Source organism: Alphaproteobacteria bacterium (genome assembly GCA_035625915.1).
Lineage (GTDB): Bacteria > Pseudomonadota > Alphaproteobacteria > JACZXZ01 > JACZXZ01 > DATDHA01.
In genome coordinates, this window is record DASPOR010000038.1 from 1 (window position 1) to 11,546 (window position 11,546).

The window sequence follows — 11,546 nt, forward strand, 5'->3', positions numbered from 1 at the left end:
GCCCTACGGCAAGTTCGTCCACGGCGTCTTTCGCTTTGCTGCCCTCGTCCGGTATGCGAAGGAGCGCGCTTCGATTTCCGCCGGCCAAGGGCTCGATGACGCGTGACGCGCCGTCGTCCATCGGCGCCGAACGTAATTGATCTCGTCGATTTTTTGTGCGACGTAGCCGCGGATAGGAATTAGCGACCACTTCAAGGCGGCGAAGATGAGCGAAACCCACAGCGGCCTGACCCGCACCACCCTGGCCGTGCTTGTCATCGGCGTCCTGATCGTTGCTTCGCTCTGGATCCTGTGGCCGTTCCTGCCGGCGGCGATCTGGGCAACCATGATCGCCGTCGCGACCTGGCCGCTCATGCTCAAGGTTCAATCGAACTTGTGGAATGCGCGGTGGCTCGCGGTGATCGTCATGACCTTGGCGCTCATCCTGGTCTTTGTCGCACCATTGGCACTCGCCTCGATTGCGATTGCGGAAAACGAGGACAGGGTCGTCGGATGGGTGCAGTCGCTTTCGACCACCTCTTTGCCCCCACCCCCACCTTGGCTGGAAGGCTTGCCGCTTGTCGGCCCGACGGTACGCGACTTCTGGAATGACGTGGCCGCCGCGGGCTTCGCGGGAGTGTCGGCCAAGGCAGCACCATACGCGGGTACGGTGACCCGCTGGTTTGTGTCTCAAGCCGGCAGCCTTGGGCTTCTGTTCATCGAATTTCTGCTGACTGTCATCTTTGCGACGATCATGTATGCAAAGGGCGAGCATGCGGCACTGATCGTCCAGCGTTTCGGCTACCGGCTCGCGGGAGAGCGTGGCGAGATGTCGGTCCGGCTGGCGGGGCTTGCGATCCGCGGGGTAGCACTTGGCGTCGTGGTAACCGCCGTCACGCAAGCGGTAATCGGCGGCGTTGGATTAGCGATCACCGGCATCCCCTTCGCTTCCGTGCTCACGGCCGTGATGTTCATCCTGTGCGTGGCGCAAATCGGCCCTGGGCCGGTGCTTATCCCAGCGGTGATTTGGATATACTGGACCGGCCATTCCGGGTGGGGAACGCTCCTTCTCATCTGGACCATCGGCGTCATGGCCATCGACAACACGCTCCGACCCGTTTTGATCAAACGGAGCGTGGATTTGCCGCTTCTCCTGATATTCATCGGCGTGATCGGCGGTCTCATCGCCTTCGGACTCGTCGGCATATTCGTTGGCCCGGTCGTGCTCGCTGTCGCCTACACCTTGCTCATCGCATGGGTAGGCAGCGATCGCCCAGCACCACCCGCGCCACCCCGTGCCGCGGCGCAATCGGGCGAGTGAAGAAAACCATTGGATCGGCCGTCGATGTCGACATTATGTCTTCGAGCGGACAAGAGGGCGTGAGGGGTGTTATGGACTTCAATCCGGCAGAGATCGCCTATGTGCCGACGACGGGCGTGCGGCGGGTGCACGAAACGCCGCTTGTCGCCGCGAACGATGAGAGCCTCGATGGCTATGGCCGCCTGGTCGACGAGCCGAAGGGCTTTCCGATCGAGATCGTGCGTTGGCCGGCGCAAGGCTGGCGGCCGATCGACGCAAATTCGGGCGATCAGGGTGGGGTAACCGAAGGGTTGTTCGAGTTTTGGTGGAAAGGCGAAACGCTTTATGCCCGAAACAACGCCGTGGGCGACAGCTATCTCTTCGGGTGGAGCCACTGGCCCGAAGAGGCCGCAAAGGTAGGTACTGGCAGAGCGCGCGAGCGCGCACTCATCTGGCGGGCCAACTATCATCCCGACGGCGGCCAACTGTTCTATCCCTTGCACGGCCAGAGCTTCATCGTGCCGCTCGCATTGCCGGGCGACGACATAACGCCGGAGCGGTTTGTGACGTTCTGGTGCGATGGAAGCCGCGGGCTCTACATTCATCCCAACATCTGGCACGGTGCGGTCGTGCCGCACGACGACCATGCCGAATTCCTGGATCGCCAGGGCCGGGTTCATGCCCGCGTCTCGGTCGATTTTGCCAAGGAGTTCGGCTGTTACCTCGCCGCCCCCTTGCGACGACCGAATCCCTGAACGGGCGCCACATTAGCGCGAGCGAAGGTGAAATATCCCGGCGTTTGTCGCAAGATGGGGTTGGACGCATCGAACTCATGCTTTGAGACCGACGGAGGGGGCGGCTCCGCCGCAAACGGCCAATAAACCCCGACCGGATGGCCGCGGCAGCGGGGCGACGATACTTGCGGCACACCCTCTTCGACGTCTGACGACCGAGACCACCGGCTCAACCCAGTAATCGACGGAGAATCAGCATGGCCAAAATCGAAGCATCCCTCGAGAAGATGGGATTGATCTTGCCCGAACCCCTCAAGGTCCCTGCGGGCGTTACCGTCCTTTTCAAGCAGGTCCTGGTGCGCGGCAACCACGCCTACATCGCCGGCCACGCGCCTCAGAACCCCGATGGAACGATTGCCCGGCCGCTCGGCAAGGTCGGCCAGGAGCTTACTGTCGAGCAAGGTCAGCATGCGGCCAAACTGGTCGCCGTCTCCATGCTGGCCGACCTCAAACGCGCCCTCGGCGACCTCGACCGGGTCGCGTCATGGCTCAAGGTGTTCGGCATGGTCAATGTCGCACCAGGCTTCAATCAGACGACAGCGGTGATCAATGGCTTCAGCGAGTTGATCCTGACGCTCTATGGACCCGAGCGTGGCGCACACACGCGCTCAGCCGTCGGGATGGCCGCACTCCCGCTCGACATCCCGGTCGAGGTCGAGGCCGAGGTCGAAATATCGACCTGAACGCCGCGGCGCATTGCGCAAGCGTTCATATTTCGTCGGCTTCGACGACAGGCAGCGACGATCCATTGGGTATTCGGGAGAGAGGGATGGCTATGCGACGCACGATGGCGTAGCCGTCTCGACCGATGCCGGTGAAGTTGAACTTTTCGCCCACACCGATTGGTTCATAACGCTCGAACCGGCCGACATCCCGATAGGCGCGCGTTCCCCGCAATCGCAGCTTCAAGTGGAATGCCTGCACCTTCTTCTGTTCAACCATTGGCGCCCCCACCGAACTTTGCGATATGGCGGTTTTTTGGGGCACTTCGCTATATCGACCCAAGCCGGGCCGGGAAATGCCACTTGAATTGAAATCAGCGCCGTCATCGCGTCACCGAGCCGTCTCTGCCGTCCCATGTCTTTCCACGTGTTTCCGAATGCACGTCCGCCGGTGAATGCTTTTCGCTCTGTGAAGCACAGCACACCGCGAAAACGGTTTCAGTGATTCCAATCACACGGGCTGCCAGGGATTTCGATCGTCGATCCTCTCGAACTTCAGCTTGGACCGCGCTAACGTGCTCCACGATCGCGCATTGAATCATTTGAACGACCCGGCTCCGCGGAGGCAGAAATGGGCGCCACATACGCAAGGTTTCCAGAGGGCGAGCATCGCGAGCGCTTGGCGCGCGCGCGCAACGCCTTGATCGAGAACGGGATCGACTGCTGCGTCAGCGTAGCGCCCGAGCACCTCTATTATTTTGGCGGCTACGATTCCTGGGTCAGCGTGAATAGCCCACAAGCGCTCATATTCATGGCGGACCGCGCCGAGCCCACACTGGTCGTGCGCGATGTGGACGTGGCACTGCCGCTCGAGACCTCTTGGGTGTCGGACGTTCGCAGCTACCATCTCTTTAGTGACGATGTCGCGGCGTTGATGGCGTCCGTGGCGCGGGAAAAAGGCTTTCGCGCCGGCAGGGTCGCGATTGAAACACAGTCGTACGCCCTGCCCTATTCCCTCGGCCAGGCGATTGCGAAGGCGTTCGAACCCGCGTCAATCGTGGATGCCACCGAAATCCTTGGCGACCTGCGATTGGTCAAATCGCCGCAGGAAATGCAGTATCTGCGTCGTGCGGCGCAATACGCGCAAGTTGGCCTCGATGCGGCGCGCAAGGTCCTCAAACCGGGGATTACCGAGCTGGCTCTTGCCGCCGCGGTCGAGGGTGCAATGCGAACCGCAGGAAGTGACTACTGGTCGATACCGACCGAATTGGCGAGTGGCTCGCGCACGGCCGGCGGGCACGCAACCGCGAGGAGCCGGGTGATCCAGTCGGGCGATTTGGTGCATCTCGAGTTTGCCGGCGTGGAAGGTCGTTATCATGCAACGGCCGTGCATACCCTCGCGGCGGGCGAGCCAAGCAAACGGGCCCGCGAGGTGTACGACCATGCCCGCGCTTCGCTCGCCGCCGGTATTGCGGCAATTCGCCCCGGCGTTCAAGTAGCGGATGTCGAGGAAGCGTCCCTCGAGCCGCTGCGGCGTGTCGGGCTCGAGGGGGCTGCGATCATGCGCTTCGGCTATGGCATCGGCGTTGCGTATCCGCCGATCTGGCTCGAACCATTGCAGATCAGCCGCGGATTCACGCGAGCGCTTGAGCCGGGCATGGTCTTCGTCCTTCATGCCTACATTCAACTGCTCAAGGAAGGGCTGGGCATCATTCAAGGCGGCACCTACGCCTTGACGCAATCCGGTGTCGAAATGCTTGTCGGGGGTGGCGACGTTGCCCTCGAGGTCGTCTGATCATGCCGATTGAAATCGATGCCGTGAGTTCGGACGAGACCCTGCCATCGAGCGTCAAGGTGGCGGTCATCGGCGGCGGCATTATCGGCGCAAGTACTGCCTACTTCCTTGCCGAGCAAGGCATTCCCGTTCTGCTGTCAGAAAAGGGCGACATCGCGGGCGAACAATCCGGCCGAAATTGGGGCTGGTGTCGCACGATGGGCAGAGACCCGCGCGAATTGCCCCTTGCGATCGAAAGCCTCGAGCTATGGCGTCACATCAGCGAGCGGATCGGGGCCGACACGGGCTTTCGCCAAATCGGCACCCTTTACATCTGCCCCGACGAAGCAACCCTCGCAAAACGCGAAGCCTGGTTGCCTCATGCGCGCCAACATGGGCTCGATTCGCGTCTTCTCAGGGGTGCCGAGGTCAACGGTATCCTCGAGGGTTCGGCGCAAAAATGGCTCGGCGCCCTCTACACGCCAAGCGACGGCGTTGCGGAGCCAAGCATGGCTGCACCCGCCATCGCCAACGCTGCCCGTCGGCTTGGGGCATCGATCATGACGGGTTGCGCCGTGCGGGGAATCGAGACGAGTGGCGGGCGCCTGTCGGCGGTCGTAACGGAGAGAGGCAGGGTTCTTTGCGAGGCCGCGGTATGCGCAGGGGGCGCTTGGACCGGTTTATTTTGCCGTAGTCTGGGTTTGAGGTTGCCGCAGCTCGGTGTGCTGGCGACGGTGATGCGCACGAGGCCGTTGAATGGCGGCCCATCGACGGCGGCGTGGGGGCCGGGCCTTGCGCTGCGAAGACGCCTCGATGGCGGATATACCGTGTCCCACGGCGGCGTCGTCGCGGACATCGTTCCGGACAGCTTTCGGTATTTCAGCCAATTCCTTCCCGTGTTCATGTCGGAGCGAAAAGGTGTCGCCCTTCGATGGGGAAAGACTTTCTTCGAGCAATGGCGTTTGACTCGACCTTGGCGCCTCGACCAGAGATCGCCCTTCGAAAGAATACGCACCCTCGACCCCGCACCCGAACCGCGGGATCTCTCGAATGCGCGCGCCAACTTGGAAGGTGCCTTTCCCGCCTTTAGCGGCGTGCCGACCGCCGCGAGCTGGGCCGGCCTCATTGACGTAACACCGGATATCCTGCCGGTCATTTCAGCGGTCGATGACATTCCGGGTTTCTATATCTCGACCGGATACTCCGGTCATGGATTCGGAATCGGCCTGGGGGCCGGTCGCCTGACAGCAGACCTCGTGACCGGCAAGGCCCCGATCGTCAATCCCGAGCCATTTCGATTTTCGCGCTTTTCGGATGGAACCGAGGTCAGGGCGCTCGCCGGCCTATGATCGGAATTGCGCCGCACGCCGCGTGGACTATTCACCACCAGATCATGGGCGACGTCGTCAGAAGCTCCGTCCCCGTCGGCGTGACGATGACGTTTTGCTCGAGCCCCACGCTCCCGACACCCTTTCGGGCCATGAATATTTCGATGCCCATCACCATGCCTTCCTCGAAGACGTCCTTCGGGTTGCCCATCACGGTTGAAATGTAGGGATGCTCGAAGAACAGCCCCAAGCCGTGACCGTAAAGCGGGAACTTCTCGGCCGCCTGGTCTTTTTCAGCCCCCGCTTCGGCCATCATGCGGTCGCCGGATTGCGCCACCTCCATGAGTGGCTTTCCGGGCCGGATGGCCGCAATCAGCTTTTCAATGATGCCAACACCGGTTTCGATCAGCTCCGCTTGCGTATTCGATGGGCGGCGTCCTGCGACGGCGGTACGGCCGGGATCGAGATAATAGCCTTGGAACATCGGGCCGTAGACCCATCCGCGCACAAGATCGCCCGGTTTTGGGGCATGATGCCCGTAACCCGGCAGCGGCTCGCGAACGAAATATTCGATCATGTCCCCGTGTGAGCAGGGGATCATATGGATAGCACCCCCCGCCCGCACCACCTCACGCGCCGCGTCGCCCGCTGCCTCGGCCTCCGATTTGCCGGCAATAAGCCCCTCCATCAAGAGGTTGAGCGCGCGTGTGACAATGCGCCCGCCTTCGCGAAAGCAGTCGAGCTCTCGCGTCGTTTTTATCCGGCGAACCGTGCGGACCAGGTCGTCGGCGGCCTGCCACTCGACACCAGGGGTCGCCGCTTCGAGTTGGCGCCAATATTTCATCGGAAGAAAATCCGTTCCGACCAGGGCGACCGGTCCCTTGACGTTTCGACGTTTGAGCGACTGTGCGACGGCGTCGATCGTGTTGCGGCTCCACGCGATCCGATCCGTCGCAATCAGGTCCTTGCGCGGCCAAGCCTCATCCGATTGCAGCTCCGGCGCTTTGCCCTTTTCGAGAATCACGGCCGCGAAGGAGCGCGCGTTCGTGAACGGCGTGTCGAGGCCCTGTCCGGAGCTGTTGCCGTAGTAGTTGACGAGATAGAGCACGTCGCCGCAGCGGCAGTAGTTTCCCCCCGAGCGGCCCCACACGACGGCAGTATCGAAGCCGCGACGCTCCATTTCCGCATGCACAAGGCGCCAACGATGCTCGTATTCGTCAATCGGGAAATAACGTGCGGCCATGTCAGCCTCCCTCGCCTTCGGCGATAATGCCTCCTATCGCCTCTTCGAACCAAGGCCATTGACGGGTCACGTCCATGTTTTCGACAAGAAAGACCGTCTGCCGGAGTACTGGCGAATCTTTGAGAACGCGCGCTCGACGGATGCGCTCGAAGTGACGCGCATGGCGCCGGGGCAAATAGCCTGTCCCGCCCCATCGGGAGAGATAGTCGATCGCCCAACGCGACGAGGCGAGCGTGACGGCGGCGGGTGCGGTGCGCGCGAAGGCGACCGCGTGATCGCGCCTGAACTGTTCGCCGTAATCCACGAAGACGTAGGCGGTCTCGGATCCGACAGACTTGGGCCGGTCGAACTCGACCTGAACGAACTCGTCGACCATGATCTCACGAACGGCGAATTTTCCTCGCGCGTGCGGGCTGTAGCATAAGGCGAGATCGATGAGCCCGCTATCCAGCCAGCGGTCGATGTTATGCTGATCGCCCGGCCACACGGCAACCGCGACGTCGGGCCGCACTTTGTGCATGTGGTCCATGAATCGGTCGCAAAGCCTTTCCCAGAGATCGAAATAGCAACCGACGTTGCACACGCTTGTGAAGCCCCGGGGCAGCCCGACCTCGTATTTGGCCTGACGCCAAAGCTGCGTGACGACTTCGGCGTAACGGACGAACTTGAAGCCCGCCGACGTCAATTCCGTGCCGGACTTGTGTCGATGCAGCAACTTCTGCCCGAGCTTTGTCTCAAGGCTGTCCATGCGGGAGGTCACGGTCGACTGGGTGACATTGAGGCGCTCGGCCGCGCGCACGAGGCTCTTCAGCTCCGCCACGGCCAGGAAGGTCGTCAATTCCGCGAGGTTCATAACGGAAATTCGAAAAAATCGAATAAAATGTCAATAATAATTCGCTTTCTAAAACACGCTCGTAGAATGCATAGTTGTGGCGCCGATCGAGCGATCGGCCGGAGCGACCATGGAATTCAATAACTTTCTCTCTGCCTATTATCCCGACGTGAATTATGGCGGCGACCGGCTTTATGCCGACATGATCGCGCAGGCAAAGCTCGTCGACAGGCTCGGCTATCGCGGCGTGACCATCCCCGAGCATCACCTGATCAATATCTTGCTCGTTCCCGACCCGCTGCAGATGGCGGTCAAGGTCGCGTCGGTGACCAAAAGGATCGAAATCATAACGTCGGTCTGCGTGCTGCCGCTGCACGACATGCGCACGTTCGCGGGATCCAGCATTCAAGCCGATATTCTGTGCGAGGGCAGGCTCATTCTCGGCGTCGGCCGAGGCGCCTTCGCCTACGAGATGGCGCGGCTGAATAGCCCAATCGAGACCTCACGCGAAAAGTTCGACGAGTCCCTGGACGTTCTGATGGCGCTCTTCACGCGCGAGGAGGTCTCCTGGAACGGCAAGTACTATAAATTCGAGCCGCTCACGGTGATGCCGAGACCCGTCGCTAAGGCGATGCCGGACATCATGTTGGCGGCCCTGATACCCGAGGCGATTTATGCGTCCGTGAAACGGGGTTTCCATATCCAGACAACCCCACTCAACGCCACGTTCGAGAAGATGAAGGAGCAGGTCGACGCGTTCCACCGCGGAAAGTCCGAGCTCGGCGAGGCCGGCGATCACTTGAGGCTTGCGCTCTCGCGCGTCTGCATCGCGGCGCGCGATGACGTGCATGCGCGCTCGCTCCTGGAACGGGCACATTCCTACTACTGCCGCTTCGACAATGTGTTCACCGGGCCGGGCATCGTCAAAAATGGGCAGATCGCCGAGCTCCCCGGTACGCGCACCATCGAGCAACTCAACGAAAACTTGTTGATCTGCAGACCCTCGGAGATGGTGGATCGCCTTGGCGCCTACGCCGACCTTGGCATCGACGATCTCATCATGAACGTCAATGTCGGCCTTTCGCGTGAGGAATCGCTCGAAGCCATCGAACGCTTCGCGAGCGATGTGATGCCGTACTTTGCGACCAGACCTCAGCTTGTGGCGCGTCAGGCGATGAAAGCTTGAGCCGATGGGGCTGCGATATCGATGATCGACGGGCGTGGGTGCGGGGGGCCGCCTGTCGGTTGCGGACAACGTGCCCTGGGCATCGTCGGGTGGACTGCAGTCGGTCGTTCGCAGCACGTTTCGTCAGCGATCCGCATGAGGTTCCATGAGCGAGCCGATCCGTTCCGCGTTTTCGGTCGAAGGCGAAGGCCCGCCGCTTTTCCTCATCCATGGCATCGGCGCATCGCGACACTCCTGGGACGGGTTGGTCGCGTTGCTCAACCGATCGTACCGCTGCATCGCCTACGACCTTAGAGGACACGGCAAGTCGCCAACGCCCCCGCCACCTTATTCCCTCGACGATCTGGTGGACGATCTCGAATGTCTGCGGCGAGAGCTTGGTATCGCCAAGGCGCATTTCATGGGGCATTCTCTCGGCGGGATGATCGCCCCGGCCTACGCACGGCGCTGGCCAGAGCGTGTACTGTCCCTGGGGTTGCTGAGTACCGCAGCCGGGCGAACCGCCGACGATGCCGCGAAGGTCAAGGGCGTGGTCAGAGCCATGCGCGAGCGCGGCATAGCGCCCGTGCTCGAGACCTTGAAGGAGCGTTGGTTCACGCCTGAATTCGCTGCAGAGCGGCCCGATGTGATCACGCGACGAATGCAGCAAGTGGTCGACACCAACCCCGATGTTTTCCTCAGCGTGTTCGACATTTATGCCGAGACCGAGATGGCGCCCTGGCTCCGGGAGGTCGAAGCGCCGTCGCTGGTCCTCACCGGGGAATTCGACGGCGGCTGCCCGCCGCGCCTCAATGAGTCGATTGCCGGACAGCTCCGTCGTTCCGAGCTGGTCATCCTGCCGGGACTGCGGCACGCGATCCTGCTCGAAGCGCCGGAACGAGTCGCCGCGCCCGTTCTGGCCTTCCTGTCCCGCAATCGCTGACGGCGCCTATGCCGTTGCGGATAATCCCTGAACGGCGATCGGTCTCAGTGCAATCGCTCGACGAATTCCGGATCGTCCCATACGGCAAGCCTGGTCAGTGCTTCCTTGAATACCCTCACCTCCTCCATTCCAATCCATCGATTAGCGGCGGCTTTGAGCCTGTGTCGGAGTTGACTCTTCAGGACGTCCTTTGTCTTGCGGAACGTACGATGCTGCTTTCCGTGGTCCTCGAGGTCAGAGACGAATTGGTCGATGCGCGCGCCGGTCGCCATGAGGCGGTCGTCGAGCGGCGTTTCGCATTGTGCAATCTGCACAATGTCCTCGAACACATTGAGAGGCATGATTTGCGGGGGCGTGTCGATCATGAAGGCCTGTCTTCAGTGCGCGCGTCGACATCCAGCACGACGAGCGAATTTGCGGACCCGCATAGGGATATACGTCCCGGCCTTTTCGAAACATGGACGCCACATTAAAAATTGTTGTGGAACGGACGAAGGACGTTGTGGCTGCCCCCGATCGCAAGCCAGCCTCGACGAGAACGGATGCCGTTTCCCGGAGTAGCCCAATGACGGGAGCGTGCGATTAGTCGCGCGCAGGAGATCGATTTCTTTGTTCTCGGGTCGCCCCCTTAATGTCGGGGCGAATGCGCGAAAATACCTCGTCTCTACAGGGTCGCTTTGCACTCAAGTTCCCGCGATCGAGGCCATTTACCGGTTCTTAATCCTTTGGTGAAAAGCTCGAAAGGATTGTTAACGGCGTGCAAACCAGAATTTGCGGTACAGGGGGTTTCTTAACAGGAGGAAGTCGTGCGAACAGCTGCACCTTCCACACGCGACGATGACCGCGAGACATCGGACCCCTACGCACTCTCGGCGATCTTCGTCAGTGTGCTAATTGTCCTTTTCGTGGCCCAGCCACCGATGCAATCTCCAAGCGGGCCCGCTCTGTCAAAGAACCCGGCCCTCTCGTGCCTCTCACCCGCGTCGCACCCAGGCGAATCGGCGAAATTGCGGCCGTGCTGACGGGGAGCGATTAGACCGCACGGCCTACGGCCATTCAGTCGAACGCCGCCGAGGCGAATGCCATAAATGTCGCTTTCCGGAATCCGATCCACGCGGTACGGTACGCTTCGCCTCAGGCAAGGCAATGCAACCGGGCGCTCGAAAAGGAGGCCCCGTGCTCAGGGATATATTCCGCTATTCTCTTGTCGGGATATCCGCACTCATCGTATCGGAGGATACGTCCGCGGTATCGCCCAATTTTTGTCCGCAAGGAAGTGCGACGAACATCATAGTCTCTCAGTATGCTTGCCCCCCAGGGACGTGCAGGTGCCAGAATGGGGGCTGCTCGAGCAAATGCTGCCCGTAACATGGCGATGCTCCGCAATATCTGGAAGTGGGTTGGGGACAACGGCGATCGGATAAAGCTGGTTTCGGGGATCTTTGTCGCCGCCTATGTCCTCTACGAATATTTGTCGGCGCAACACGCAACCAAAATCACGCGAGCGCTTGAATACATAACGGCGG

The 11,546-nt window shown here is 61.2% G+C and carries 11 protein-coding genes; 7 read left to right on the forward strand and 4 right to left on the reverse strand.

What is annotated here, in order from left to right:
- Positions 1-205 precede the first annotated feature (205 nt).
- From ydiK to VEJ16_03410, 3 genes are all read left to right on the forward strand, one after another.
- Positions 206-1,300, forward strand: a complete 1,095-nt coding sequence (gene ydiK / locus VEJ16_03400) for an AI-2E family transporter YdiK (GenBank protein HYB08697.1) — start codon at positions 206-208, stop codon at positions 1,298-1,300.
- A gap of 71 nt (positions 1,301-1,371) precedes the next feature.
- Positions 1,372-2,034, forward strand: coding sequence for an ureidoglycolate lyase (locus VEJ16_03405; protein HYB08698.1), 663 nt, complete (start codon positions 1,372-1,374; stop codon positions 2,032-2,034).
- 236 nt (positions 2,035-2,270) lie between these two features.
- A complete protein-coding gene (locus VEJ16_03410) occupies positions 2,271-2,756 on the forward strand; it encodes a RidA family protein (GenBank protein HYB08699.1) in 486 nt (161 codons plus the stop codon).
- Between the two features lie 25 nt (positions 2,757-2,781).
- On the opposite strand, the gene VEJ16_03415 is transcribed toward VEJ16_03410, so the two are convergent.
- Positions 2,782-3,015 (reverse strand): hypothetical protein, encoded by a 234-nt coding sequence (locus tag VEJ16_03415; protein HYB08700.1) that lies wholly within the window; start codon positions 3,013-3,015, stop codon positions 2,782-2,784.
- Between the two features lie 351 nt (positions 3,016-3,366).
- Here VEJ16_03415 and VEJ16_03420 point away from each other — a divergent pair, with 351 nt between their 5' ends.
- Entirely contained in the window at positions 3,367-4,530 is a 1,164-nt protein-coding gene (locus VEJ16_03420; GenBank protein HYB08701.1) for a Xaa-Pro peptidase family protein, read from the forward strand.
- A 2-nt stretch (positions 4,531-4,532) separates the two neighbouring features.
- Positions 4,533-5,858, forward strand: a complete 1,326-nt coding sequence (locus VEJ16_03425; GenBank protein HYB08702.1) for an FAD-binding oxidoreductase — start codon at positions 4,533-4,535, stop codon at positions 5,856-5,858.
- A 31-nt stretch (positions 5,859-5,889) separates the two neighbouring features.
- On the opposite strand, the gene VEJ16_03430 is transcribed toward VEJ16_03425, so the two are convergent.
- Together VEJ16_03430 and VEJ16_03435 are read right to left on the reverse strand one after the other, a co-directional pair.
- Complete coding sequence (locus VEJ16_03430; GenBank protein ID HYB08703.1) at positions 5,890-7,080, reverse strand: M24 family metallopeptidase; 1,191 nt, start codon at positions 7,078-7,080, stop codon at positions 5,890-5,892.
- Between the two features lies 1 nt (position 7,081).
- Positions 7,082-7,933: a LysR family transcriptional regulator gene (locus VEJ16_03435; GenBank protein ID HYB08704.1), complete on the reverse strand. Its 852-nt coding sequence runs from the start codon at positions 7,931-7,933 to the stop codon at positions 7,082-7,084.
- Between the two features lie 109 nt (positions 7,934-8,042).
- Between VEJ16_03435 and VEJ16_03440 the strand changes: the two genes are divergently transcribed.
- Both VEJ16_03440 and VEJ16_03445 read left to right on the forward strand, forming a co-directional pair.
- Positions 8,043-9,098 carry an LLM class flavin-dependent oxidoreductase gene (locus VEJ16_03440; protein ID HYB08705.1) on the forward strand — a complete coding sequence of 352 codons (1,056 nt, stop codon included), beginning with the start codon at positions 8,043-8,045 and terminating at the stop codon, positions 9,096-9,098.
- Positions 9,099-9,243: 145 nt separating this feature from the next.
- Complete coding sequence (locus tag VEJ16_03445; GenBank protein HYB08706.1) at positions 9,244-10,020, forward strand: alpha/beta fold hydrolase; 777 nt, start codon at positions 9,244-9,246, stop codon at positions 10,018-10,020.
- 44 nt (positions 10,021-10,064) lie between these two features.
- Here VEJ16_03445 and VEJ16_03450 read toward each other — a convergent pair whose 3' ends face one another.
- Positions 10,065-10,385, reverse strand: a complete 321-nt coding sequence (locus VEJ16_03450; protein ID HYB08707.1) for a hypothetical protein — start codon at positions 10,383-10,385, stop codon at positions 10,065-10,067.
- Between the last annotated feature and the right edge of the window lie 1,161 nt (positions 10,386-11,546).

What these genes read in the sequence shown, in the direction of transcription:
- ydiK (HYB08697.1), top strand. Translation starts at nt 206, where the DNA reads ATGAGCGAAACCCACAGCGGCCTGACCCGCACCACCCTGGCCGTGCTT.
- VEJ16_03405 (HYB08698.1), top strand. Translation starts at nt 1,372, where the DNA reads ATGGACTTCAATCCGGCAGAGATCGCCTATGTGCCGACGACGGGCGTG.
- VEJ16_03410 (HYB08699.1), top strand. Translation starts at nt 2,271, where the DNA reads ATGGCCAAAATCGAAGCATCCCTCGAGAAGATGGGATTGATCTTGCCC.
- VEJ16_03415 (HYB08700.1), bottom strand. Translation starts at nt 3,015, where the DNA reads ATGGTTGAACAGAAGAAGGTGCAGGCATTCCACTTGAAGCTGCGATTG.
- VEJ16_03420 (HYB08701.1), top strand. Translation starts at nt 3,367, where the DNA reads ATGGGCGCCACATACGCAAGGTTTCCAGAGGGCGAGCATCGCGAGCGC.
- VEJ16_03425 (HYB08702.1), top strand. Translation starts at nt 4,533, where the DNA reads ATGCCGATTGAAATCGATGCCGTGAGTTCGGACGAGACCCTGCCATCG.
- VEJ16_03430 (HYB08703.1), bottom strand. Translation starts at nt 7,080, where the DNA reads ATGGCCGCACGTTATTTCCCGATTGACGAATACGAGCATCGTTGGCGC.
- VEJ16_03435 (HYB08704.1), bottom strand. Translation starts at nt 7,933, where the DNA reads ATGAACCTCGCGGAATTGACGACCTTCCTGGCCGTGGCGGAGCTGAAG.
- VEJ16_03440 (HYB08705.1), top strand. Translation starts at nt 8,043, where the DNA reads ATGGAATTCAATAACTTTCTCTCTGCCTATTATCCCGACGTGAATTAT.
- VEJ16_03445 (HYB08706.1), top strand. Translation starts at nt 9,244, where the DNA reads ATGAGCGAGCCGATCCGTTCCGCGTTTTCGGTCGAAGGCGAAGGCCCG.
- VEJ16_03450 (HYB08707.1), bottom strand. Translation starts at nt 10,385, where the DNA reads ATGATCGACACGCCCCCGCAAATCATGCCTCTCAATGTGTTCGAGGAC.